The sequence below is a fragment of the Vibrio sp. H11 genome (assembly GCF_004804295.1).
Classification (GTDB): domain Bacteria; phylum Pseudomonadota; class Gammaproteobacteria; order Enterobacterales; family Vibrionaceae; genus Vibrio; species Vibrio ostreae.
Genome location: NZ_SSHN01000004.1, coordinates 340,530 through 364,375, shown reverse-complemented (window position 1 = coordinate 364,375; position 23,846 = coordinate 340,530). Strand labels below are relative to the sequence as shown.

Sequence of the window (23,846 nt, the reverse complement as noted above, 5' to 3'; positions counted from 1 at the left end):
TTCACGTCTTATCTTGCAAAGACAAGCTTATCGCTAATGCTTACATTACTTAGAGATGTGAGCGATCAGGTCAAGAACTTTGTTTGAGTAACCGATTTCGTTGTCGTACCAAGATACAACTTTAACGAATTTATCAGTCAGTGCGATACCAGCTTTAGCATCGAATACTGAAGTGCAAGTTTCGCCGATGAAGTCTTGAGAAACAACTTGGTCTTCAGTGTAACCAAGAACGCCTTTCAGTTCGCCTTCAGAAGCTTCTTTCATCGCTTTACAGATGTCTTCGTAAGAAGCACCGTTAACCAGGTTAACAGTCAGGTCAACTACAGAAACGTTAGCAGTTGGTACGCGGAAAGCCATACCAGTCAGTTTGCCGTTTACTTCTGGAAGTACAACGCCTACTGCTTTAGCCGCGCCAGTTGAAGATGGGATGATGTTCTGAGAAGCACCACGACCACCGCGCCAGTCTTTCGCAGAAGGACCGTCAACAGTTTTCTGAGTTGCAGTAGTTGCGTGAACAGTAGTCATCAGACCTGATTCGATACCGAACTTGTCGTTCAGTACTTTAGCGATAGGTGCAAGACAGTTAGTAGTACAAGAAGCGTTAGAAACGATGTCTTGACCCGCGTAAGTGTCGAAGTTTACGCCGTTAACGAACATTGGAGTTGCGTCTTTAGAAGGGCCAGTCAGAACCACTTTCTTCGCACCAGCAGTGATGTGCTTACGTGCAGTCTCGTCAGTCAGGAAAAGACCCGTTGCTTCAGCAACAACGTCAACACCGATTTCGTCCCACTTAAGGTCTTCTGGGTTGCGTTCTGCAGTTACACGTACAGTTTTGCCGTTTACGATCAGGTTACCACCTTCAACTTCAACAGTACCGTTGAAACGGCCGTGAGTTGAGTCGTACTTCAGCATGTATGCCATGTAATCCACGTCGATCAGGTCGTTGATACCTACCACTTCGATGTCATTACGTTCTTGTGCTGCACGGAAAACGAAACGGCCAATACGGCCAAAACCGTTAATACCTACTTTGATAGTCATTATAGTTGCTCCACAACTTAATTTCTGATTAAAGATAACTGGTAGTAAAATTACAAAATCCAGTAAACATCTGCAACAGATAATCCGACTTAACTTGTTTAAAGTCAAAAAAAAGCACCGCTTTTTTTAACATTAGGTTGCAAATGACTATTTTTTACACTGGACTCTGCGAGTCCTCTACCAAATTGATGTAAAATCCCTAAATTATCGTTGGTCGCTTACCAATAGAAAGCGCGCCATGTTATGGTGAGAAAGTATGTGCCACAAAGCGCGCCACGCGCAAGTTTTTATCTAAAAAAAGCACATAACTAGGTAGTGTATAAGGAAGAAAAATAACGTGAATCCAACAGTTGAAACCGTCGAGAAGCCTGATGAATACTGGCGTGAGCGCCTGAACGAGGAGCAGTATTACGTATGTCGAATGCAGGGAACCGAGCCGCCATTCAGCGGTAAGTTACTGCACAATAAGGACACCGGTCTGTATAACTGTACCTGCTGTGAAGCCGCACTGTTTCACTCAGAGAACAAATACGATTCTGGCTGTGGCTGGCCGAGTTTTGATGCGCCTGCGCATGACGGTGCTATCCGATATTTAGATGATCATAGTCACGGAATGAGCAGAACTGAGATTCGTTGTGCAGCCTGTGACAGCCATTTGGGGCATGTTTTCCCCGATGGACCGAAGACGACCGGGGAGCGTTACTGTGTTAACTCAGTGTCGTTAATTTTCAACAAAAGTAACTAACCGACGCCATTCTGCGCAATGAGATGTTAAAAGGTTACATTATTCCAATGAGTTAGGAATTTATTTTAATGAATTAGGAACCATATGGCTGGAGAACTGGCCGGCTTTAATTGCACTGACAACTTCAGCCGCGACATTCTCCAGCCGTTCAAACTTCTCGTCATCAAATCCATACAACAAGTCCAGCTCTGCTTTCGAAGCCAGAGGGACGCCATACTCTTTACCCACCATGGCCCACACATAAGCGTGCTCTTTGTCGTTCAGTACCTGATAGGTGCTGGCCAAAGATTTAAAGATCTCGGTATTCACTGCTTGTCCCTGGCTGAGTTCCAGAGCGCGGTTAAGTAGTTGGATAGTTTTCTCGCGATCCCGGCTGGTGTAGAAGGTGGCTAGAGCGTACTGCATTTCTGCGGTATCCAGTTCAGGCTGACCTTCCATCTGCAAAAACTCGCGTCGCGCCTGATTATCGCCGATCTGGCTCCAGAGAAAATAGAGGGATTGCGGAGTACGCATCTGGTGCAGTTCATCCACCAGACGTTGTTGTTCATCGCCACTGTGCATCAGGGCGGAAAAGCGTTTTTGTTTCAGTTCGGTTTGGTCGATAGGCAGAATCTGCGCGGCCAGTTCGAGGCATTTACGGTATTCACTGACCAGCTGGTACTCGTGAATTTTATTGTCGACGCTGGGTTTTTTCAGTACTTCAAAACGCTGCCAAATCAGATCCGTGCGCGGGACACGGCACTGGCCGTCATCGATATTAAGCAGTTCACAGCGCAGCCCCGGATTGTCCGCACACAGTTTGTCGGTGTTGTTGCGGTTTTCAAAACAACCGCTCAGGATCAGGGGCAAAGACAAGATAACTAGAGTTTTGACGTTGTTCATAATTATGGCTTGTGATCCGATACACTTATTTATTTAGCTAATCTTGACTGAATACGCCAGGTCGTTACTGTGACCCAAGCACGTAATTTATCACACAGTAGTAAGTAGGAAATCATCATGGATGCTAATCAATTAATCGATGCCATCACTCCCGAAGCGTATGAACGCCTGGTATTCGCCGTGGAAACGGGTAAGTGGCCTGAGGGTACACTACTTTCTCCGGAGCAGCGAGATTACTGTATGCAAGCTGTGATGTTGTATCAATCTAAGCACAATAAAGATGCGGATCACATGAGTATCAGTGCCGGTGGCGAGATGATGTTTAAGTCAAAGGCAGAGTTGAAAAAGCGTTTTCAACAGGGGCAGGAAGATATCGTTCGGGTTAATCCCAACCAAGAGTAGTAGGGTTTAGGCCCTAGGATCTAGGGCCTGGCTTGGAACACCGTCGTTCGAATTACAAGCTCATCTCACCGCGCAGCACCTGCTGCATCTGGTTTTTCACTTCCTCGTAAGAAAGATTCTGGCTGAGCAGGTAGTGCAGTTTCGCCAGCGCCGCTTCCGGCGTCATATCAAAACCGCTGATGACTCCCGCATCGGCCAGAGCACAACCGGTGGCGTAGCCGCCCATATTGACTTTACCGGCCAGACACTGAGTCAGGTTCACCACGATCACGCCGCGTTCAGACGCATCATGTAGCTGAGCCAGCAGTTCTTTGTTCTGCGGTGCGTTACCGACACCAAAGGTCAGCAGGATCATCGCATTAACCGGCTGTAGCAGAGTGTTACGAATCACTTCATGGGAGATACCCGGGTACATGGTAATCACACCGACTGGCTGTGGCGTAATGTTCTGCACGCGGAATGCACCTTCAGGTTTGACGTCCAGTTTGACGTTGTTGCTGACCTGAATATTGATACCGGCTTCCAGCAGAGGCGGCAGGTTCGGTGATGTGAAGGCGTTGAAACCGTCAGCATGGGATTTGGTACTGCGGTTACCGCGCATCAACTGGTTGTTGAAAAACAGGGTCACTTCGTTGATCGGGTAGTTGGCCGCGATGTGCAGTGCATTGAGCAGGTTGGCCTGACCGTCTGAGCGTAGTTCTGCCAGCGGGATTTGTGAGCCTGTGACGATGACAGGTTTACCCAGATTTTCCAGCATAAATGACAGTGCCGAGGCGGTATAGGCCATGGTGTCCGTACCATGCAGGATCACGAAGCCATCATATTTTTCGTAGTTTTCACGGATGTCATCGGCAATTTTCTGCCAGTCCTGCGGGGTCATATCTGACGAGTCGATCAGCGGATCGTATTCATGTACGGTGAATTCCGGCATTTCCGGACGATGGAATTCCGGCATGGCAGCCAGCTGCTTTTCCATAAAACCAGCAACAGGAACGTAGCCATGGTCGGATTTCTTCATACCGATTGTACCGCCGGTGTAAGCGATATAGATATGTTTTCTTGTCATGGGGGAAACCACTTATTGTAGGGAACAGAGCGCGGATTATAGCGAAATCTTAGCCAATAAAAAGGGGCGCTTCTAACAAAGCACCCCCAGTTTAACGAGTGGTAAGATCAGTGTTACGTACGGTATCTGATGTTATTTTTCGTCAATTGTTACTACTGTACCTGGCAGGGTAGGCAGAACGCGTAATAACCTTTCGGGTCATTGAAACTGCTCATCAGACTGGCATCGGCAGTTAGCTGCTTCGCTGCCGGTTGCAGCGCTTCTGGTAACATAGTGGCGAAATCCATTCCCAGGCTGGTCCGCACCTGAGCAAACAGGTCCTGCACAAACTGCTGCGCCGGGCTGAGCGGTTCTTCGACCCAATACAGGTTGTAGTTGTCGAGATGAGCCAGTTGCGCTGCCAGTTTTACTGCGTCATCAAAATCACCCAGTTTATCGACCAGGCCATATTTTTGTGCGTCCTGAGCAGTCCAAACCCGGCCCTGAGCAACTTTATCAACAGCATCCACTGACATGTCACGGTTCTCTGCCACCAGAGAAATAAAGCGTTGGTAGCCGTTTTCAATGCCCATTTGCAGTGCTTGTTTAATGCCGTCATTGAGACCCGTCGTGATGCCGACGCCGGAGAACGGCGAGGTGCCCACACCATCCGTGTAGATGCCAAGCTTGTTGAGCCCTTTCTCAAAGGTCGTGATGACACTGAAAATACCAATCGAACCGGTGAGCGTGGTTGGCTGAGCCACAATCTGGTCACCGCCCATAGAGATCCAGTAACCGCCGGAAGCGGCCAGGCTCGACATTGAAATGACCACAGGCTTGCCGGCTGCTTTAATGGCATCGATTTCGTTACGAATCACTTCCGAAGCAAATGCACTGCCGCCCGGGCTGTCGACACGCAGCACGACGGCTTTCACTTTGTCATCGATACGCGCTTCTCGCAGTAGTGAGGCCAGAGTATCGCCGCCGACTGTGCCGCGTGGCTGATCACCATCCATAATGGTGCCGCTGGCCACGACCACTGCGATATCGTCCGCATTCATGTCAAATTTAGGTTTGACTGATGAACGGTACTCGTAGTAGCTGACCGCATTGTAGCTGTCTTCACCGTCACTGCCGAAGGCATCGACCAGTTGTGTGCGCACTTGCTGGCGCGTGGCCAGTTCGTCGACCAGGCCGGCTTTTAGTGACAGATCGGCCAGATTACCGGAGGACTGTTTTAGCAGCGCCAGAAATTCATCCATGCTCGGGGTCAGGGTCTTCGCATCAATCTGGCGATTGGTCGCCACATCGTCCACATAGGCTCCCCACAACTGGCTTAGCCAGCGTGACGCCGATTCTCGCGCGGCATCGGACATGTCGTCACGAATAAAAGGCTCGATAGCGGATTTATAGGTGCCGACACGGAAAACGTGAGTGTTAACGTCGAGATTTTCCAGCAGAGTCTTGTAGTACATGTTGTAGGCGCTGTAGCCACGCAGCATCACGGCGCCGTCGGGAGCCAGGAACACTTTGTCGGCATAGCTCGCCAGGTAGTACTGGCTCTGGTTGTACATATCGCCAACCGCGTACACCGGCTTACCGGATGCTTTGAATTCGTTGATCGCTTTGGCGATATAACGCAACTTGGTCAGATTGGTTTCCGGCAGGTCGCGCAGCGCCAGTACCAGCCCGCTGATGTGACTGTCATCTTTGGCCTGACGCAGGGTATCGACGATGTCAAACAAGACGTTCTCTTTCGGCAGATCATCACCCAGCACAGAACCGGCAAACGAGTCGAGTGGATTGATGTAAGTACTCTGCTCAACGACGGGGCCGGACAGGTTCAGAACCAAAGCCGAGGCTTGTCTGACGGTCGGCGCTGGTGAATCAGCATGAATGTAAATGAAATAGATAACTGCCAGGCTGAGGAGAAAAAGCAGATTGGTCAGAGCCAGTCTGACAAAGGTGATTAATTTCCAAATACCTTTGAAAATCAGGCCTATAAATCGAAATGTTTGTTTCATCTTGTCTCCAACGCAACAAGTAAATGGCTTGCTGAGGATGATACGCGGGTAATTCCGGGATAAGACAACCAAGTGAACTACCGCTTAAAGTGAACAAGCGGTTAAGCGACAGTGCGCATCCACAGCATTATGGCGCACAGTGTAACGTCCAGCCCCGCCGGAGGGGCAGTCTCGCACAGAATTGATCTCAGCAAAGGAGAGACGGCTTGGTTCGCCTTTAAGACCAGTCACTTGGGTATCCTCGTCATCCTACGTTATTCATTATACTCAAACAACCGCAAGATTGATCGTGGTTACAGAAATGTAAACGCCTGTTTGATTTTTGGTAAATGACTGCATATTCTGGTCAGACCATTAAAGATAACGATAAAAGTGACGCTGCCATGTACCCAAATCTGCTTCAGCCTTTAGATCTTGGATTTACTCAGTTGCGCAACCGGGTCCTGATGGGCTCAATGCACACTGGCCTTGAAGAGCACAAGGAAGGTCTGCAAAAGCTCGCTGCTTTTTACGCCGAACGCGCCAAAGGTGGCGTCGGACTGATTGTGACCGGCGGATTCTCTCCGAACTTGCGTGGTCGTCTGCACCCTTTCAGTGCTCAGTTCAGTAGTGGCAAACATGCAAAAGCGCATCAGGTGGTGACCGAAGCGGTGCACCATCACGGCGGAAAAATTGCCCTGCAGCTTTTGCATGCTGGCCGTTATGCGATGCATCCATTTTCTCTCAGCGCCTCCGCTATCAAAGCGCCGATTGCCCGTTTTGCGCCGGGAGAAATGAGCGAGCGCCAGATCTGGTCCACCATCGATGACTTTGCCAACAGTGCGCTGCTGGCCCGGCAAGCGGGTTATGACGGGGTCGAGGTGATGGGATCGGAAGGGTATCTGCTCAACCAGTTTATTTGTAAGCGTACCAACGTGCGTTATGACGCCTGGGGCGGCAGTTATGAGAACCGAATTCGCTTCCCGCTTGAAGTTGTACGGGCCATTCGTGCGACAGTCGGTGAAGAGTTTATTATTATTTTCCGCCTCTCGATGCTTGATTTGGTAGAAGAAGGCAGCACCTTTGAAGAAGTCGTTCAACTGGCCAAAGCGCTTGAGGAGGCTGGTGTCACCCTGATTAATACCGGTATCGGCTGGCATGAAGCGCGCATTCCTACCATTGCAACTCAGGTGCCACGTGCTGCCTTCAGTTGGGTGACCGAAAAAATCAAACCGCATCTTAAGGTGCCGGTGATTACCTGTAACCGCATTAATACCCCGGGTCAGGCCGAGCAGATTCTTGCCAGCGGGCAGGCCGATATGGTCTCGATGGCTCGTCCATTCTTGGCCGATCCCTATTTTGTCGCGAAAGCAGAGCAAGGTCAGGCTAATCTGATTAACACCTGTATCGGGTGTAATCAGGCGTGTCTGGATAATGTTTTCCAGGCTAAGCGCGCCAGTTGCATGGTCAATCCGCAGGCCTGCTATGAGACCGAGCTGACGGTCACTCCGGCGGCTGTGAAGAAAAACATCGCCGTGATCGGCGCAGGGCCAGCCGGGCTTGCCAGCGCGACCATGCTGGCGGAACGTGGCCATCAGGTGGATTTGTTTGAGCGCAATGACCGGATAGGAGGTCAGTTTCGCCTCGCCATGCAGATCCCGGGTAAAGAAGAGTTCCGGGAGACCATTCGCTATTTTGCTAACCGGATTGAACAGACCGGCGTGCGTTTGCACCTCGATACCGAAGTGACTTATTCGATGTTGGATGAATACGATGAGGTCGTGATGGCGTCCGGGGTTACGCCGCGTAAAGTGACGATTGAAGGTATTGATAATCCGGATAAGGTAGTGGATTACCAGACCCTAATCCGTGACAAAACTCCGGTCGGAGACAAGGTCGCCATTGTCGGCGCTGGTGGTATTGGGGTGGATGTAGCAACCATGATTACTGAGCCTGCGGCTTATAAACTCGACGATTGGCTGCACGAATGGGGCATTGATACCGACATTGCCTATCCGGGCGGGTTGTACCCGTATCCGGAGATGCTGAGTGATAAACAAGTGTGGCTGCTGCAGCGGCGCAAAGGCCGGGTTGGCAAAGGGCCGGGTAAAACTACAGGCTGGATCCATAAACGCACTCTGGAAAAACGCGGCGTGCATCTGATGGGCGGAGTCAGTTATGAAAGTATCGATAACCAGGGACTGCATATTTCGTTAAATGGTAATCCACAGCTGCTGGAAGTGGACAAAGTGGTAATTTGTGCCGGTCAGGAGTCGGTACGTCCGTTTGAGGACAAGTGGCAACAGCTGGGAGATAAGCTGCATGTTATCGGTGGAGCGGATGTGGCCGGTGAGCTGGATGCTGTACGCGCCATCCGTCAGGGAGTCACGCTAGCGCTGACGCTTTGACAGGCGTTGTCTGTATCCATTACTGATGAGGGCGCCTTTTGGCGCCCTCTGTTGGTTCGGATTCGGTCACTGGCGTTATAGAATAACGGTTTTGTTGCCGTACACAAAGACGTGGTCGTTAACCACTTTGCTCAGCGCTTTACTCAGCACGCTCTTCTCAACGTCACGTCCTGCCTGCGCCATGTCTTTTGCGCTGAAGGTGTGGTCGATTGGAATCACATCCTGCTTGATGATTGGACCTTCATCGAGATCGTTGGTGACAAAGTGCGCTGTGGCACCAATGATCTTCACACCGCGCTCGTAAGCCTGTTGATAGGGGCGTGCGCCGATAAAGGCTGGCAGGAAGCTGTGGTGAATGTTGATGATCTTGTGGTGGTACTGCTCAACAAAAGCAGGAGTCAGCACACGCATGTATTTGGCCAGCACCACGAAGTCCAGATCGTACTGGTTGATCACTTCCAGCATCTTCTGCTCGTGTTCCTGACGATTGAGGCCTTCATGTGACACGCAGTGATACGGGATATCAAACTTCTCCGTCAGTCCCTGCAGCACATCATAGTTACCGATAACTGCAGCGATATCGACATTGAGGCTGCCATCGAAATTTTTCATCAGAATGTCGCCCAGACAGTGCGACTCTTTGGTGACCAGAATCACCACACGTTTGCGGGTTGAGCTGATCAGTTTGCGTTTGGCACCTTGTGGCAGTGCGTTGTCCAGGTCGGCGAGCAGGGTTTCATCGTTAAAGTAGCCCTCAAGCTCGGTGCGCATGAAAAAGTGGCCGCTGGTGTTATCCACGTATTCGCTGTTGTGGATGATGTTGAGTTGATGTTTGTAACAAATATTGGTGATCTTCGAGATCAGACCCGGCGCATCGGTACAATGCGTAAGCAGCGTTTTCTTTTCCATTAATGACAACTTCCGTGCATTTTCTTTTTTGGTTATGTACACCTTTCTGAGGTGAAGTGGTCTGCGGCAGTCGGTTCACCGGCTGGTGGTCCGAGCACGACTTCAATGAGGTCAGAGGTATTACAGGGTAGGCAAGCCGGAACGGTAAGGCTGCCCAAGCAGTCTTTATAATTAATCGATTCTCCGTATGGTTTCAACCACTATCTGGGCGCTTGGTCACATTATTTCTGGTTCGGTGATGTAACCCGCTAAGATCACGCCGATAGAATCGGATTCGCACCCGGGGGGGAAAACTGCCATAATCGCCGCATTCTCTCTTTCGACAGCTCGCAGGATGATTGCAAAAACCTTTTCTCAGCAGGGCGCTCTGGGTAAAGCCATTCCCGGCTTTCAGGCTCGTCAGGCGCAAATCGATATGGCTGAAGCAGTGGCTAAAGCCATTGCAGACGACTCGCAGCTGGTGGTTGAGGCGGGGACGGGAACCGGTAAGACCTTCGCCTATCTGGTGCCAGCTCTGCTGAGTGGCAAGAAGGTGATCATTAGCACCGGATCTAAAAACCTGCAGGAGCAGTTATTTCACCGCGATCTGCCTTTAATGGTCGGTGCGCTCGGTTTTCACGGCAGTGTTGCTTTGCTGAAAGGTCGGGCGAACTATCTTTGTCTCGACCGGCTTAGTCGCCAGATGGTGGAAAGTCACACCAATCAGACGGACCCGACATTGCTGACCCAGTTAGTCAAAGTGCGTAGTTGGGCGTCGGAGACCAAAACCGGTGACCTGGGTGACTGTGATGAGCTGCCGGAAGACAGCATGATCATTCCGACCATCACCTCTACCAACGATAACTGCCTGGGTAAAGAGTGTGCCAGCTATCAGGACTGCTTTGTCTCCAAAGCCCGCCGCAAAGCTCTGGATGCCGATGTGGTGGTGGTGAACCATCACTTGTTTCTGGCAGACCTGGCGATAAAAGAAACCGGCTTTGGGGAGCTTATCCCGGAAGCGGACGTGTTTATCTTTGATGAAGCACATCAGCTGCCTGATATCGCCAGCCAATATTTTGGTCAGTCGGTATCCAGCCGTCAGATTCAGGAGCTGGCCAAAGACATCGAGATTGGTTATCGCACCGAAGCGAAAGATATGCGCCAGCTACAAAAAGTCGGCGATAAGCTGGTGCAATCAGCGATGGATTTGCGCATCGCGCTGGGTGATACCGGTTTTCGCGGCAACTGGCGCGAGGCGATTCAGTCGCCGTCCATTGCCCGCGAAGTAGAGCGGGTGCGGGAGAGTCTGGATTTTGCCATCGACGTGCTCAAACTGGCCCTGGGCCGCAGTCAACTGCTCGATACCGCTTTTGAACGGGCTAACCTGATCAAAGGGCGCATTGAGCGGGTATGTGATGTCTCGATTACCGGTTATTCCTACTGGTACGACACCACACCGCGTCAGTTTAGCCTGCATATTACCCCGCTGACCGTGGCAGATAAGTTTCACGAACAGATGGAAATGAAGCAGGGCGCGTGGATATTCACCTCGGCAACATTGGCAGTGAACGACGATTTTGGCCACTTTACCCATCGGCTCGGATTAGAGCCGGCGGCGCAGTTTTCTCTGCCCAGCCCGTTTGATTATGCGCAGCAGGCCAAATTGTGCGTGCCGCGCTATCTGCCTGAGCCGAACAGTCCCGGCCTTGCGAATAAACTGGTCTCTATGCTGGCACCTGTGATTGAGAAAAACCAGGGGCGCTGCTTTTTCCTCTGCACGTCACACAGTATGATGCGTGAACTGGGTGAGCGATTTCGCGAACAGCTCTCTCTGCCAGTGTTGATGCAGGGCGAAACCAGTAAGCAAAAGACCCTGGCGGAATTTATGGAGCTGGGGAATGCTTTGCTGGTGGCGACCGGAGCCTTCTGGGAAGGGATCGATGTTAGAGGCGATACCTTAAGCTGTGTTATCATCGATAAACTTCCTTTTACGGCACCGGACGATCCGCTGCTTAAAGCACGAATTGAAGATTGTCGTCTGCGTGGCGGCGATCCGTTTGCACAGGTTCAGTTACCCGAGGCGGTCATCACCCTGAAACAGGGCGTCGGACGACTGATTCGCGATAAGAAAGACCAGGGAGCGCTGATCATCTGTGATAACCGTTTGGTCACCAGAGATTATGGCGGTATCTTCCTCAGTAGTTTACCGCCCATCCCGCGAACCCGGGACTTGGAAGTGGTGAAGGACTTTCTGCAACATATACATCAGGCAAAGTAGGCCAGTGAAAGTAAGGGTATCCTGCCCGGGCGACTTTGTTTGGATTTATTAACTACAGCAATAATTTAGAGATATTCATGAGCGCAAAAATTCTTGCCATCGATACCGCAACCGAAGCATGTTCGGTCGCACTCCTGGTGGGCGATAAACTGTATTCTCGCAGTGAAGTGGCTCCCCGTGATCACACCAAAAAGATTCTGCCGATGGTCGATGAGGTGCTGAAAGAAGCGGGTTTAACACTGCAAGAGTTAGACGCGCTGGCGTTTGGTCGTGGCCCTGGCAGTTTCACCGGGGTTAGGATTGGTATCGGTATTGCGCAGGGACTGGCTTTTGGTGCCGACCTGCCGATGATCGGCGTGTCGACTCTGGCGGCAATGGCTCAGGGAGCTTACCGGACTCAGGGGGCAACCCATGTTGCGTGTGCGATTGATGCACGTATGAGTGAAGTGTACTGGGGACGCTATGTGCGTCAGGCCGACGGCAGCTGGCAGACGGTGGATGAAGAGTGTGTGATTCCACCTCAGGCTCTGGCTGACAATATCGCCGCCGATGCACAGACCTGGGCCACGGTGGGGACCGGTTGGGATGCTTATCCGCAGGAGCTGGCGACGCTACCGCTGACGATTCAGAGCAGTGAAGTGCTTTATCCGCAGGCGCAGGATATGGTGATTCTGGCCAAGCAGGCGTTTGAGCAAGGTCACACCGTCGCAGTGGAGGACTCCAGCCCGGTCTATCTGCGTGATACTGTGGCATGGAAAAAACTGCCGGGTCGTGAATAACGGACAGAATGCATAATGCAGCCCCCTGGGCCACAATGAAGGTGAACGTCATTTAACTGGAGCGCACAGTATGGTTTCAATTAACGGTCTGCCTCCCGCAAGGATACCGGGCGGCCACCGGACTTCCAAAGCGAAGAAGAAGCCGCAGGCTGACCATGCCGCGTCCGAGGTCGCCCAGACCAGCAAGGTTGCCACGGCGGTGTCTCACTCTATCCGCCATATGGATGCGTCTGATTTCCAGCGTGCTCAGGTACAGTATGATTTGCCGGAAGGGCGATCGAGAAAGGCGCTCGAAGAGTATATGGATATAATGAATCACTCCAGAAAAGAGGAACTGGCACAGTTACTCGGAGTCGATATCTATATCTGATGGCGAGATATGCCTGTCTGATCGAATAGGGGCTCATTATGAAACGTTTCCAGATTCAGTCTGTTATTACCGCACTGGCGGCAGCTCTGCTGTTGTCAGCCTGCGCCACTTTACCTTCCCAGCTCACGGCAAACAGCGACAATGTGATCAGTGATTACTCGCGCTGGAGTGAGATTGATCCGGCCAGTCAGGCCGAAGTTCGTCTCGGTGGTGTGATTGCCAGTGTCACGAACCTGGCTGATAAAACCCGGATTGAAATCGTTAATCTGCCGATTGATGATGTGGGGCGTCCGAGTCTGACCAGCGAGCCGCAGGGGCGATTCGTCGCGTATGTGAACGGCTTTCTTGATCCGATCACCTACGGTCAGGGACGTCTGATTACCCTGGTCGGCACCACTACATCGCCGGAAATGGGCAAAGTCGGTGAATTCGAGCAGATGCTGCCGGTGATGAAAGCCAGTGGCTATTATCTGTGGAAAGTGACTGAGCGGGTAGTGATTGACGATATCGGGCCTTACCATTATCCGTGCCGCAATTTCTATTGTCGTCATTTTGATGATTTTCCTCGTGACGGGCGTGTCATTCAGGAAGTCAAATAAAGCGATGCAGGGAATCAAATAGAGCGATTCAAGAAGTGAAATAATGCTGCGTTCAACCTCTTATCCGATAGCCGGTGGTCAGCTTGCTGCGCTGGAAACCGGTGATCTGCAAACGGCCGAGTTCTCGGTCGTTTTTTTACATGGCTGGATGGACAATGCCGCCAGTTTTATCTCAGTAATGGCAGAGCTGCAGCAGGTCTGGCCAACCGCGCATCTGTGTGCCGTGGATCTGCCCGGTCATGGTTTATCCAGCCATAAAGCGGATAACCACTTTTATCCATTTCATCACTATATTGACGATATATACCAATTTTTGGCGCATTTTTCGCCAAACAGACGGATATTAGTCGGTCATTCACTTGGTGCATTGATCGCAAGTTGCTATAGTGCCGCCTTTCCTGACCAAGTGGTAGGATTAGTTCAGATTGAAGGGCTGGCCCCTTTGTCCGAAGCGCCTGAACTCAGTGTTGAGCGTTTACGGCGCGGCGTGCTCAGCCGCCAGCGTCTACGGCGTAAACCGGAGCGCGGCTATCGCAGCTTTGATCAGGCAGTCGAGCGACGGGCCGAAGCCAATCAGATTGCCGCGCCCTTAATCACGCCGGTAGTGGAACGAGGCATTGCCCAAGTGGACGGACAATGGCGCTGGCGCCACGACAGCGCACTGAAAGGTGAGTCATTATATCGCATGTCCCCTGAGCACGCTGAGGCGATAATGGCGCAGATACGCTGTGTACAGCGTGTTATTCTGGGTAAGCGAGGTTACCCTCATTTAAAAGAGGATCGCCGCATTTACCCCGATGATCGCTTGGAGATGTTTACTATTTCTGGTGGTCACCATTGCCATCTTGAGCAACCCGGCCTCGTCGCAGAACTAATTTTAGGCTTAGTTAACAAAATTTAAACAAGTGTTTGAGACTTTCGTGCTCAAGCTCGCCGGCTGTGCTGTAATAGCATCATTCTAATAATGATAAACGATAATAATGCCAGCCTATGACGAGGAGTTTTACCGTGGATAAACCTTGGCTCTCACGTTATCCAAGTGATGTACCGGAAAGCATAAATCCGGACCAATATCTGTCATTGGTCGAAATGTTCGAGCAATCTGCCCGCCAGTATGCTGATCAGCCTGCGTTCATTAACATGGGGTCAGTGATGACCTACCGTAAACTGGAGGAGCGAAGCCGGGCGTTTGCGGCTTACCTGCAGAACGAACTCAAGCTGAAAAAGGGCGACCGCGTCGCACTAATGATGCCTAACCTGTTGCAGTATCCGGTTGCGCTGTTCGGCATCCTGCGAGCGGGTATGATTGCCGTGAACGTTAACCCGCTGTATACCCCTCGCGAGCTGGAGCATCAGCTCAACGATGCTGATGTGCGTGCGATCGTGATTGTTTCCAACTTTGCCAATACGCTAGAGCAGATTGTCGCCAATACCGCCGTCAAGCATGTAGTGCTGACCAGCCTGGGTCAGATGCTGCCGCGTGCCAAAGGCACGGTGGTTGATTTTGTGGTCAAGTACATCAAAGGCATGGTGCCGAAGTACAATCTGCCCGGTGCAATCTCGATGCGCAAAGCGCTGCACAAAGGGCGTCGTCTGCAATACGTCAAACCCTTCATGTCCGGCGAAGACATTGCCTTTCTGCAATACACCGGCGGCACCACGGGGGTGGCTAAAGGGGCCATTCTGACTCACCGCAACATGGTCGCTAACGTGCTGCAGGCCAAAGGTGCCTATGGGCCGGTACTGCGGGAAGGGCGTGAGCTGGTGGTGACGGCACTGCCGCTTTATCACGTGTTTGCCCTGACGGTGAACTGCCTGCTGTTTATTGAAATGGGCGCGCAGAATTTACTGATCACTAACCCGCGCGATATTCCCGGCTTTATTAAAGAGCTGCAAAAGCATCCGTTTACCGCAATTACCGGGGTGAATACCCTGTTCAATGCGCTGGTCAACAATGAAGATTTCCGCGAGCTCGATTTCAGCAATATGACATTGTCGGTCGGCGGTGGTATGGCGGTGCAGCGCGCGGTGGCGGAGAAGTGGAAAAAGATCACCGGTATCCATTTGCTGGAAGGTTATGGCCTGACCGAGTGTTCGCCTCTGGTGACTGGTAACCCGTATGATCTGGTGGACTACTCCGGTGCGATTGGTCTGCCGGTGCCTTCGACCGAAGCGCGTATCGTCGATGAAGAGGGCAATGTGCTGCCGTTTGATCAGACCGGTGAGCTTCAGGTGCGTGGTCCGCAGGTGATGCAGGGTTACTGGCAGCGTCCGGAAGCGACCAAAGAGGTGATCGATCAGGACGGCTGGCTGTCGACCGGCGATATCGTGCGCTTTGACGAGCTGGGCATGATTTACATTGTTGACCGCAAGAAGGACATGATTTTGGTCTCCGGTTTTAACGTCTATCCGAATGAGATTGAAGATGTGGTGGCGCTTAACAGCAAGGTGCTGGAAGTGGCGGCGATCGGGCAATCGCACGAAGTGTCCGGTGAAGTGGTCAAGGTTTACGTGGTGAAAAGCGATGCCAGCCTGACCAAAGATGAAGTAATCGCTCACTGTCGCCAGCATCTGACCGGCTATAAAGTTCCGAAACTGGTCGAGTTTCGCGATGAACTGCCGAAAAGTAACGTCGGTAAAATCCTGCGCCGGGTTTTGCGTGAAGAAAACGAAGCGCAGCACGCGGAGCAGAGAAAAAGCGCGTAACGCACATATCACCATTTAATGTTACAATGCCGGCTTTAATTGTCGGCATTTTTATTCCCATGGAGTCAGGGCGATTTCAGCAGGGAGCCTTAAAGCGAGCCATTTGTGAATTATCAGATAATCAATCAACTCAATGATCTTCAACGTGTCTGCAGCCTGGCACGCGACGCAGACGTGGTGATGCTGGACACTGAATTTGTCCGCACCCGTACTTTTTACCCGCAGCTGGGCCTGATTCAGTTGTTCGATGGCGAGAACCTGTCGTTGATTGACCCGCAGGCGTTGGACGAGATGTCTCCGTTTGTGGAGTTGTTGCAGGATACCTCGGTACTCAAAGTACTGCATGCTTGTGGTGAAGACATTGAAGTGTTTAAAAACAGCTTCGGTTGTGTGCCATTTCCTATGGTTGACACCCAAATCATGGCCGCGTTTCTGGGCTATGGTCTGTCGACCGGTTTTGCGGCACTGGCCCAGGATCTGTTAGGCGTGGAACTGGATAAAAGCGAATCGCGTACCGACTGGCTGGCCCGCCCGCTGTCGCAAAAGCAGCTGGAATACGCAGCAGCGGATGTGTTCTATCTGCTGCCGATGTATGAACAACTGCTGGAACGAGTGACGAAAGCCGGCTGGTGGGAAGCGGCGCAGCAGGAATCTGAACTGTTGTCAGACAAGCGTGTCCGGGTCAGCGATCCAGAGTGTGCCTACCTGGATATCAAGGGAGCCTGGCAACTTAAACCGCGTGAACTGGCGGTCCTTAAGCCTCTGGCGACCTGGCGTTATAATGAAGCGGTTAAACGCGACCTGGCGCTCAACTTTGTGATTCGTGAAAACGATTTGCTGACCATCGCCCGTCTGGCGCTGCGCAGTCCGAAACGGATGGAAGAAGAGGGGATTGACCCGCATGTGATTCGTCGTCACAGCAGCAAAATCATTACCCTGGTGAAAGCCGCGCAGCAAACGCCACCGGATCAGTACCCGGCTAAAATCGTGCCGCTGATGGATTATCCGGGCTATAAGCAGCTGTTCAAAAAGCTGAAAGATGAAGTGAAAAATGTTTCACAAACCTCAGGTCTGGCGGCTGAGTTCCTGGCGTCTAAAAAACAGATCAACCAGCTTTTGAACTGGGTGTGGTTTGAAGATAAAGATCCGGCCAAATTGCCTGATCTGATGCAGAGCTGGCGTCAGCCGCTGCTCGGTAACAAGTTACTGGCGTTGGTGTAAGGCCAGTTTCTGAACGCATATCGTGACAAACCGGCCTTGAGGCCGGTTTTGCTTTTCTGGCGTATCGAACGGTATCCGGTTCTGCCTGCCGGATCGCAAAGCACTGACCTCGCTGTGCTATGATATGGATTCGGTTGATTATTCTTTATCGCGCGGTGCTGGCGTATTGACTGGAGCACGGCGGTTAAGGTTGAAAAGGAATCCAATGACAGCGACTCAATATCTCAACGATCTCAATCAGCGTTTTCTGCAACTTCATCGGGTCAAAGAAGACTTTTTCTGGGGTACCTATATGGGGATCAGTGATGATCATGATGGATCGACTCAGGCACAAACCGCCTGGACCCAGTTTCTCAGTGCTGGTGAGCAGATAACCACCATCCGGGCACAGATTGATGCGGCCCACAATATTGCCGACCCTGAACTGAAACAGCAGACTCTGACCGGCCTCAAGGGCTGGCTGGCGATGTTTGAATCTCATGCGCTGGAGTCCCAATCGGCTCAGCAGTTTAAATCCAGGCTGATTCAGTTTGAGTCTGACCTGTTTGAGAAAAAGCAGCAGCATCCGCTCTATTACCGTAATGAACAGGGCGAGCAGGTTGAAGCCTCGATTGTGACGTTGTCGTCCACTATTCGTACCCATGCTAACGAAGCGGTACGTGAAAGTGCTCATCAGGCGCTGCTCGGTCTGGAGCAGTGGCTGCTGGAGAATGGTTTTATTGAACTGGTGAAGCTGCGCAATGAATTTGCCCGCAGCCTGGGTTACGCCACCTTTTTTGATTACTCGGTGGCGAAAAAAGAAAAAATGACCACTGAGCAGCTGTTTACCATCCTGGATGACTTTGAGCTGCGTACCCGTGACAGCCATTTGCGCAGCCTGAATAACCTGGCCGATGAGAAAGGTGAGCAGTCGCTGAGCGGGCATAACTTCATCTTCTCTTTTGCTGGCGATGTGATGCGTGAACTGGACCCTTACGTGCCGTTTTCCCGTTCCCTACGGCGCTGGGTAGAATCGTTTGGTCGTTTGAATATTGATTATTCCGGTGCTGAGCTGACTCTGGATCTGCTCGATCGCAAAGGCAAATATCCGAACGGTTTTTGCCACGGGCCGATTCCGTCGTTTTATGACCAGGGCCACTGGGTGGCGGCAAAAGTCAATTTCACCAGTAACGCTAAGCCGGATCAGGTCGGCAGCGGCTACGACGGTATTAACACTCTGTTCCATGAAGGTGGTCACGCGGCGCACTTTGCCAACGTGAAAATGAACGCTCCGTGTTTTTCTCAGGAGTTTGCGCCCACCTCCATGGCCTATGCTGAAACCCAGTCAATGTTCTGCGACAGTCTGCTGACCGATGCTGACTGGCTGAAAACCTACGCTCTTAACGCTAAAGGTGAGGCGGTGCCGGATGAAGTGATTAAAAGCATGGTCTTCAGCCGCCAGCCATTTAAAGCTTATGAGGAGCGCAGTATTCTGCTGGTGCCGTACTTTGAACGTGCGCTCTATGAGCTCAGCGATGCAGAGCTAACGCCGCAACGCATTACCGCACTGGCGCGTGAAACGGAGCAGCGTATTGTCGGTTTAGGGTGCAGTCCGCGACCGCTGCTGGCGATTCCGCATCTGCTGTCCGATGAATCGGCTTGTGCCTATCACGGTTATCTGCTGGCGCACATGGCGGTTTACCAGACCCGGGCCTATTTCCTCGACACATTGGGTTATCTGACCGATAACCCGCGTATTGGTCCGCTACTGGCCGAAAACTACTGGCATTGCGGAAACAGTCAGTCGCACAATGACACAATCAAGAGCCTGACCGGAGAGGGCTTTAATGCCAAGTACCTGGCGGATGTGTGTAACTTATCTTCTGAGCAGGCCTGGCAGGTTCAGCAGGATAAGATAACCGCGCTGGCGACACGTGAGCGGGCACCGGTCGCATCGCTCAATGCAACCATTAAGGTGGTCAACGGCGCACAAGAGATTGCGTCGAATGAGCAGTCTGATGAAGAGTTATGCCAGCAGTTTGAGCAGTATATTGCCAAGCATTATCACTGCTGAGCCGGATAGCAGAAAAACAAGAGCCGACCTGAGGTCGGCTCTTTGTCACTTACTTCTCGTCATCCGGTAGCTTAACGTTCAGTTCCAGCACTGCCAGATCGTCGCCCTTGTGTTCAAACGACAGCTCGACCATGTTTGGGTCAATCGCTACGTATTTGGCAATCACCTGCAGAATGTCTTCTTTCAACTGCGGCAGGTAGTTCGGAGCCGGATCATTCTGGCTGCGGCGCTCGGCCACGATGATCTGCAGACGCTCTTTGGCAAGGTTGGCTGAGGTTTTCTTCTGTGGTCGAAAAAACTCAAGTAATGACATAACGGTTTAGCCCCCAAAAAGTCGTTTAAAGATGCCTTTCTTCGGCTCGGTCAGGAAACGGAATTCCACTTGCTCACCCAGAAGACGTGACACTGTGTCCTGATAAGCCTGGCCCGCATCCGACTGATCGTCAAAAATGACCGGAATACCTTTGTTAGACGCATTCAGTACCGCCTGGCTCTCCGGAATGACACCAACCAGAGGCACATGCAGAATTTCTTCCACATCCTGCACCGACAGCATTTCACCCTGAGTGACACGTAGCGGGCTGTAGCGGGTCAGCAGCAGGTGCTGTTTCACTGGCTCAAGGCCTTGTTCAGCACGCAGTGATTTAGAGTCCAGAATACCCAGGATACGGTCAGAGTCGCGCACCGATGAGACTTCCGGGTTCGTGGTCACAATCGCTTCATCGGCGTAATACAATGCCATCAAAGCGCCTTGCTCAATACCGGCCGGTGAGTCACATACGATGAAGTCAAAATCCATCTCTTTCAGTTCGTTAAGAATGCGCTGTACGCCTTCTTTACTCAGTGCATCCTTGTCGCGGGTTTGTGAAGCCGGCAAGATGAACAGATTCTCGTTGCGCTTATCTTTAATCAGCGCCTGGTTCAGCGTGGCTTCTCCGTTGATCACATTAACAAAGTCGTAGACTACGCGGCGCTCACAACCCATGATCAAATCCAGATTACGCAGACCGATATCAAAATCGATTACCGCGGTCTTTTTACCTTGCAGCGCTAAACCTGACGCGATAGCTGCGCTGGAGGTGGTCTTACCAACCCCACCTTTTCCTGACGTAACGACAATGATGCGTGCCATTTGAGTTTTTCCTTCCGAATTTTTTACGAATTTTTTTAAATGGTGAGTACTTCAAAATGCAGTGAGTCATCAGTCATGCTGAGCATCACTTTTTTCTGCCAGAACTCACTTTCAATTTTATCGCTCAGCCAGTAATTACCCGCGATAGATACCAGCTCAGCTTGTAAATCATGACAGATAATTTTAGCTTCTTTCTGGCCACTGGCCCCGGCTATTGCCCGGCCACGCAGTGTGCCATGAATATGAATAGACCCGTCGGCAATGACTTCCGCACCCGGACTGACGTGATTAAGGATCACCAGGTCACCATCTTTAGCATAGACCTGCTGACCGGATCGGATCGGCGTACGGACTATTTTTGTCGGTGCCATTTTTGCCGGCGCTTTATTCGGGTTATTGCTGGTGGTCATCACTGCAAACCCGGCCTCTGATGCCTGTAACTGGCAACGCTTGTCTTTACACCCGGTCACACCAACCGGGATCAGGCCGGCTTCACTCATGCCCTGTTTCAGGGCCGGAAAGTCGAGATCCTGTTCGACTTTGGCAATATTGAGCACCACAGGTGCATTAGCAAAAAATGCAGGCGCCTGTGACACCTTCTGTTTCAGAAAATCGACCGCACTGGCGATGTGATTATCAGAAAGGTGTAAAACCGATAAAGTAAAACTGCTACCTTTCAGGTCATGGGTATTCGACATTGTAACGTTGACCTCAATAAACTCGTGGCTGCATGACAAAGAGCGTTGCCTGAGACTAGGTGACTCATGTTATATTCAGCGCATTGACGCAGCAAGCAGTCTTGCGGTCAAATGAGTGATTTGGGCACAATTTTGGTAAAAGTTGACCATTTATAAACAAAAACCGCCATTAGGTTAATAAAAGGCTCCTCATGCTTTGTTCTATCTATAAAAGTTCTAAGAAAGAAGGTACTTACCTTTACATTCCGAAACGCGATGACTTTTCACAGGTTCCTGACACTTTAATGCAGATGTTTGGTAAACCTGTCTTTGTTATGCTGGTGAATCTGGAAAAGCGCCAGTTAGCGCTGGTTGATGTGGAGAAGGTCAAAGCCTCGCTTGACGAACAAGGCTTCTTCTTGCAATTGCCGCCACCACCAGAGAACCTGTTAGAACAACACAAACAACGAAAAGCTCAAACCAAACACTGAGCGGGATGACTCGGGGAGGGCATCTTGAAAAAATTACTGTCAGTTATTCTGGGATTCACCCTTGCAACACCCGTTCTGGCCAATGAGGTCAGCTTTGAACAATATGTCGAAGGTCTTAAACAGCAGGCGCGTCAGGAAGGTATTTCAGAACAGATACTGACTGAGGCGTTTGACGGCGTCGAGTACAAGCCACGCGCTGTGGTGGCTGATCGCAATCAGCCAGAAAAAAAACTCACTCTGGATGAATACATTCCGCGCGCGGTACCGGACTGGAAAGTCAAACAAGCGCAGGAATTGTACGACGAGCACTACGACGAGCTACAGCGTATCGGCAAACAATATGGTGTGCAGCCGCGCTTTATCGTTGCTTTGTGGGGCGTCGAAAGTAATTTCGGCCGTCATATGGGCAACTACAGTGTGATTGATGCTTTGTCGACCATGGCTTACGAAGGACGCCGTGAGGCGTTTTTCCGCAAAGAGGCGATGGCGGCCCTGCAAATCCTCGAACAGGGTCATATCAGCGCAGATAAAATGAAAGGTTCCTGGGCGGGTGCGATGGGGCAATGTCAGTTTATGCCAAGCTCCTTCCTCTCTTTTGCCGCTGACGGCGACGGAGATGGTAAGAAAGACATCTGGGGCACCAAAGCCGATGTGTTTGCGTCAACCGCCAACTATCTAAGCAGTTCAGGCTGGGATGACAAATTTACCTGGGGCCGCCAGGTCAAGATCCCGCACGGTTTTGAGCATGACCTGCAAGGGCGTGAAGCTGACAAAGGTAAGTTGCTGCAGGAATGGAGCAAACTGGGCGTGACCCGTTATGATGGCAAGCCTCTGCCAAAACTGGATAACGACATCAAAGCCTGGCTGATCATGCCGGACGACGAAAGCGGCCGTATTTATCTGGTTTATAATAACTACAACGTGTTGATGAAATGGAACCGCTCGTACTACTTTGCGCTCGCGGTCAGCCATCTCGCCGACCGGATTAAATTTTAGTGTCATGTTAAGGGCTCATCAGAGCCCTTATTTATTTAAAAAGGTTGTTATGTCTTTGCCATTTTTTGCGGCTATTCCGCTGCCTGAGGTGCCATAGTGTTTGCTGAACGGGCCAGTCAGATGGTGATGTTTGCTACGCTGATTAAACATCAGAGCTTTACTGCGGCAGCCCACAGCCTGGGTGTATCGGTGTCACATGTCAGTAAGCAACTGGCCCAGCTTGAAGCCTCGGTGGGGATGAAGCTGGTGCAGCGCACCACGCGCAGTTTTACAGTCACCGAAGCCGGGCAGGCGTTGTATCGTCACAGCGAGCAACTGGTGGCACTGGTCAGTGATGCCCAGAGTGAGCTCGACAGTCAGCGTGAGGAAGTGTCCGGCCTGCTGCGCCTTGGCTTGTCCCAGTCATTTGGCAGTTTACATGTACTGCCAGCCCTGCAGGAGCTGAGAGAGTTGTATCCGAGCCTGAAGGTCGAAGTACATCTGTTTGATGGCAAGATAGATATGCTCAATGAAGGGCTGGATTTGTGGATTACCAGTAATGAGCATTTACCGGAGGGGTATGTTGCCCGCCGTCTGGCCGATTGCCAGTTTGTGGTGGCGGCGTCGCCGGAATACTTGTTGCATCACGACAGCCCGCAGACGCCTTATGATTTACAGGATCACAATTGCCTGATTTACCGGAGCTGGGAACGCGATTACACCAGCTGGGCTTTTCGTCAGGGGGCGCAGCAGCTCAATATCAAGGTGGCGGGTAACTACTCGGTGGATTTGGCCGAAGCGGTACGCGAAGCGGCGGTCGCCGGTTGGGGCATTGCTTACCTGGCAACCTATCTGATTCGTGACGAGTTTCGTAATGGTCAACTGATTCAGTTGCTGCCGGACTGGCAGGCCTGTCAGAATATGCCATTTTATGCGGTTTACCCAAGTCGTAAACATCTGCCCAAGAAAACCTCAGTGGTGATCGATTTCCTCAAGCAGCGGATCGGGGAGCCCTGCTACTGGGACGCCCGTCTTGCGCCTTATGTCCGGCTCTGATCGCATTGATCGCGCAGCGTTCCGGCGGCTCGGCTTGGTTAGCAAACGGCGGCCTGTCGTGAGTGAAACACGATTTCCAGCCTCAAAACACGGCT

General features: G+C 51.5%; 22 protein-coding genes. 14 read left to right on the top strand and 8 right to left on the bottom strand.

Annotation, left to right across the window (positions count from 1 at the left end):
* Nucleotides 1-45: 45 nt before the first annotated feature.
* A complete protein-coding gene (gap, locus tag E6C74_RS08675) occupies nucleotides 46-1,041 on the bottom strand; it encodes a type I glyceraldehyde-3-phosphate dehydrogenase (RefSeq protein WP_136484304.1) in 996 nt (331 codons plus the stop codon).
* 337 nt (nucleotides 1,042-1,378) lie between these two features.
* Here gap and msrB point away from each other — a divergent pair, with 337 nt between their 5' ends.
* Complete coding sequence (gene msrB / locus E6C74_RS08670; RefSeq protein ID WP_136484303.1) at nucleotides 1,379-1,786, top strand: peptide-methionine (R)-S-oxide reductase MsrB; 408 nt, start codon at nucleotides 1,379-1,381, stop codon at nucleotides 1,784-1,786.
* 60 nt (nucleotides 1,787-1,846) lie between these two features.
* On the opposite strand, the gene E6C74_RS08665 is transcribed toward msrB, so the two are convergent.
* A complete protein-coding gene (locus E6C74_RS08665; RefSeq protein WP_168796989.1) occupies nucleotides 1,847-2,668 on the bottom strand; it encodes a DUF2989 domain-containing protein in 822 nt (273 codons plus the stop codon).
* Nucleotides 2,669-2,785: 117 nt separating this feature from the next.
* On the opposite strand from E6C74_RS08665, the gene E6C74_RS08660 reads away from it, so the two are divergent.
* Nucleotides 2,786-3,070 carry a DUF1315 family protein gene (locus E6C74_RS08660; protein ID WP_136484301.1) on the top strand — a complete coding sequence of 95 codons (285 nt, stop codon included), beginning with the start codon at nucleotides 2,786-2,788 and terminating at the stop codon, nucleotides 3,068-3,070.
* A 52-nt stretch (nucleotides 3,071-3,122) separates the two neighbouring features.
* Here E6C74_RS08660 and ansA read toward each other — a convergent pair whose 3' ends face one another.
* Both ansA and sppA read right to left on the bottom strand, forming a co-directional pair.
* Nucleotides 3,123-4,136: an asparaginase gene (gene ansA / locus E6C74_RS08655; protein WP_136484300.1), complete on the bottom strand. Its 1,014-nt coding sequence runs from the start codon at nucleotides 4,134-4,136 to the stop codon at nucleotides 3,123-3,125.
* A gap of 152 nt (nucleotides 4,137-4,288) precedes the next feature.
* Complete coding sequence (gene sppA, locus E6C74_RS08650) at nucleotides 4,289-6,139, bottom strand: signal peptide peptidase SppA (RefSeq protein ID WP_136484299.1); 1,851 nt, start codon at nucleotides 6,137-6,139, stop codon at nucleotides 4,289-4,291.
* 383 nt (nucleotides 6,140-6,522) lie between these two features.
* Between sppA and E6C74_RS08645 the strand changes: the two genes are divergently transcribed.
* Nucleotides 6,523-8,526: an NADPH-dependent 2,4-dienoyl-CoA reductase gene (locus tag E6C74_RS08645; RefSeq protein ID WP_136484401.1), complete on the top strand. Its 2,004-nt coding sequence runs from the start codon at nucleotides 6,523-6,525 to the stop codon at nucleotides 8,524-8,526.
* Between the two features lie 75 nt (nucleotides 8,527-8,601).
* Here the strand turns inward: E6C74_RS08645 and purU are convergent, their stop codons facing one another.
* Nucleotides 8,602-9,435, bottom strand: a complete 834-nt coding sequence (gene purU, locus E6C74_RS08640) for a formyltetrahydrofolate deformylase (RefSeq protein WP_136484298.1) — start codon at nucleotides 9,433-9,435, stop codon at nucleotides 8,602-8,604.
* A gap of 334 nt (nucleotides 9,436-9,769) precedes the next feature.
* Here purU and E6C74_RS08635 point away from each other — a divergent pair, with 334 nt between their 5' ends.
* The 8 genes from E6C74_RS08635 to E6C74_RS08600 all read left to right on the top strand — a co-directional run bounded on the left by E6C74_RS08635 (nucleotide 9,770) and on the right by E6C74_RS08600 (nucleotide 19,420).
* Nucleotides 9,770-11,692 carry an ATP-dependent DNA helicase gene (locus E6C74_RS08635; RefSeq protein WP_136484297.1) on the top strand — a complete coding sequence of 641 codons (1,923 nt, stop codon included), beginning with the start codon at nucleotides 9,770-9,772 and terminating at the stop codon, nucleotides 11,690-11,692.
* Nucleotides 11,693-11,769: 77 nt separating this feature from the next.
* Entirely contained in the window at nucleotides 11,770-12,471 is a 702-nt protein-coding gene (tsaB, locus tag E6C74_RS08630) for a tRNA (adenosine(37)-N6)-threonylcarbamoyltransferase complex dimerization subunit type 1 TsaB (protein ID WP_136484296.1), read from the top strand.
* A gap of 70 nt (nucleotides 12,472-12,541) precedes the next feature.
* Nucleotides 12,542-12,841 (top strand): chromosome partitioning protein ParA, encoded by a 300-nt coding sequence (locus E6C74_RS08625; protein ID WP_136484295.1) that lies wholly within the window; start codon nucleotides 12,542-12,544, stop codon nucleotides 12,839-12,841.
* Nucleotides 12,842-12,879: 38 nt separating this feature from the next.
* Entirely contained in the window at nucleotides 12,880-13,440 is a 561-nt protein-coding gene (locus E6C74_RS08620) for a Slp family lipoprotein (protein ID WP_136484294.1), read from the top strand.
* A 43-nt stretch (nucleotides 13,441-13,483) separates the two neighbouring features.
* Nucleotides 13,484-14,341 carry an alpha/beta hydrolase gene (locus E6C74_RS08615; protein ID WP_136484293.1) on the top strand — a complete coding sequence of 286 codons (858 nt, stop codon included), beginning with the start codon at nucleotides 13,484-13,486 and terminating at the stop codon, nucleotides 14,339-14,341.
* Between the two features lie 107 nt (nucleotides 14,342-14,448).
* On the top strand, nucleotides 14,449-16,146 hold the full coding sequence (gene fadD, locus E6C74_RS08610; RefSeq protein ID WP_136484292.1) for a long-chain-fatty-acid--CoA ligase FadD: 1,698 nt from the start codon (nucleotides 14,449-14,451) through the stop codon (nucleotides 16,144-16,146).
* A gap of 105 nt (nucleotides 16,147-16,251) precedes the next feature.
* Nucleotides 16,252-17,367, top strand: coding sequence for a ribonuclease D (gene rnd, locus E6C74_RS08605; protein ID WP_136484291.1), 1,116 nt, complete (start codon nucleotides 16,252-16,254; stop codon nucleotides 17,365-17,367).
* Between the two features lie 205 nt (nucleotides 17,368-17,572).
* A complete protein-coding gene (locus E6C74_RS08600; RefSeq protein ID WP_136484290.1) occupies nucleotides 17,573-19,420 on the top strand; it encodes a M3 family metallopeptidase in 1,848 nt (615 codons plus the stop codon).
* Between the two features lie 49 nt (nucleotides 19,421-19,469).
* Here E6C74_RS08600 and minE read toward each other — a convergent pair whose 3' ends face one another.
* From minE to minC, 3 genes are read right to left on the bottom strand one after another with little or no spacing between them, the layout of a single operon-like run.
* Nucleotides 19,470-19,733 (bottom strand): cell division topological specificity factor MinE, encoded by a 264-nt coding sequence (gene minE, locus E6C74_RS08595; protein ID WP_136484289.1) that lies wholly within the window; start codon nucleotides 19,731-19,733, stop codon nucleotides 19,470-19,472.
* A 6-nt stretch (nucleotides 19,734-19,739) separates the two neighbouring features.
* A complete protein-coding gene (gene minD / locus E6C74_RS08590) occupies nucleotides 19,740-20,552 on the bottom strand; it encodes a septum site-determining protein MinD (RefSeq protein WP_136484288.1) in 813 nt (270 codons plus the stop codon).
* Nucleotides 20,553-20,587: 35 nt separating this feature from the next.
* Entirely contained in the window at nucleotides 20,588-21,250 is a 663-nt protein-coding gene (gene minC, locus E6C74_RS08585) for a septum site-determining protein MinC (RefSeq protein WP_136484287.1), read from the bottom strand.
* A 191-nt stretch (nucleotides 21,251-21,441) separates the two neighbouring features.
* On the opposite strand from minC, the gene E6C74_RS08580 reads away from it, so the two are divergent.
* The 3 genes from E6C74_RS08580 (at nucleotide 21,442) to E6C74_RS08570 (ending at nucleotide 23,751) form a co-directional block, all read left to right on the top strand.
* Nucleotides 21,442-21,720, top strand: coding sequence for a YcgL domain-containing protein (locus E6C74_RS08580; protein ID WP_136484286.1), 279 nt, complete (start codon nucleotides 21,442-21,444; stop codon nucleotides 21,718-21,720).
* Nucleotides 21,721-21,744: 24 nt separating this feature from the next.
* Nucleotides 21,745-22,716, top strand: coding sequence for a lytic murein transglycosylase (locus E6C74_RS08575; RefSeq protein WP_136484285.1), 972 nt, complete (start codon nucleotides 21,745-21,747; stop codon nucleotides 22,714-22,716).
* Between the two features lie 96 nt (nucleotides 22,717-22,812).
* On the top strand, nucleotides 22,813-23,751 hold the full coding sequence (locus tag E6C74_RS08570; RefSeq protein WP_136484284.1) for a LysR family transcriptional regulator: 939 nt from the start codon (nucleotides 22,813-22,815) through the stop codon (nucleotides 23,749-23,751).
* Nucleotides 23,752-23,846 lie beyond the last annotated feature (95 nt).

What these genes read in the sequence shown, in the direction of transcription:
- gap (WP_136484304.1), bottom strand. Translation starts at nt 1,041, where the DNA reads ATGACTATCAAAGTAGGTATTAACGGTTTTGGCCGTATTGGCCGTTTC.
- E6C74_RS08665 (WP_168796989.1), bottom strand. Translation starts at nt 2,668, where the DNA reads ATGAACAACGTCAAAACTCTAGTTATCTTGTCTTTGCCCCTGATCCTG.
- E6C74_RS08660 (WP_136484301.1), top strand. Translation starts at nt 2,786, where the DNA reads ATGGATGCTAATCAATTAATCGATGCCATCACTCCCGAAGCGTATGAA.
- ansA (WP_136484300.1), bottom strand. Translation starts at nt 4,136, where the DNA reads ATGACAAGAAAACATATCTATATCGCTTACACCGGCGGTACAATCGGT.
- sppA (WP_136484299.1), bottom strand. Translation starts at nt 6,139, where the DNA reads ATGAAACAAACATTTCGATTTATAGGCCTGATTTTCAAAGGTATTTGG.
- E6C74_RS08645 (WP_136484401.1), top strand. Translation starts at nt 6,523, where the DNA reads ATGTACCCAAATCTGCTTCAGCCTTTAGATCTTGGATTTACTCAGTTG.
- purU (WP_136484298.1), bottom strand. Translation starts at nt 9,435, where the DNA reads ATGGAAAAGAAAACGCTGCTTACGCATTGTACCGATGCGCCGGGTCTG.
- E6C74_RS08635 (WP_136484297.1), top strand. Translation starts at nt 9,770, where the DNA reads ATGATTGCAAAAACCTTTTCTCAGCAGGGCGCTCTGGGTAAAGCCATT.
- tsaB (WP_136484296.1), top strand. Translation starts at nt 11,770, where the DNA reads ATGAGCGCAAAAATTCTTGCCATCGATACCGCAACCGAAGCATGTTCG.
- E6C74_RS08625 (WP_136484295.1), top strand. Translation starts at nt 12,542, where the DNA reads ATGGTTTCAATTAACGGTCTGCCTCCCGCAAGGATACCGGGCGGCCAC.
- E6C74_RS08620 (WP_136484294.1), top strand. Translation starts at nt 12,880, where the DNA reads ATGAAACGTTTCCAGATTCAGTCTGTTATTACCGCACTGGCGGCAGCT.
- E6C74_RS08615 (WP_136484293.1), top strand. Translation starts at nt 13,484, where the DNA reads ATGCTGCGTTCAACCTCTTATCCGATAGCCGGTGGTCAGCTTGCTGCG.
- E6C74_RS08600 (WP_136484290.1), top strand. Translation starts at nt 17,573, where the DNA reads ATGACAGCGACTCAATATCTCAACGATCTCAATCAGCGTTTTCTGCAA.
- minE (WP_136484289.1), bottom strand. Translation starts at nt 19,733, where the DNA reads ATGTCATTACTTGAGTTTTTTCGACCACAGAAGAAAACCTCAGCCAAC.
- minD (WP_136484288.1), bottom strand. Translation starts at nt 20,552, where the DNA reads ATGGCACGCATCATTGTCGTTACGTCAGGAAAAGGTGGGGTTGGTAAG.
- minC (WP_136484287.1), bottom strand. Translation starts at nt 21,250, where the DNA reads ATGTCGAATACCCATGACCTGAAAGGTAGCAGTTTTACTTTATCGGTT.
- E6C74_RS08580 (WP_136484286.1), top strand. Translation starts at nt 21,442, where the DNA reads ATGCTTTGTTCTATCTATAAAAGTTCTAAGAAAGAAGGTACTTACCTT.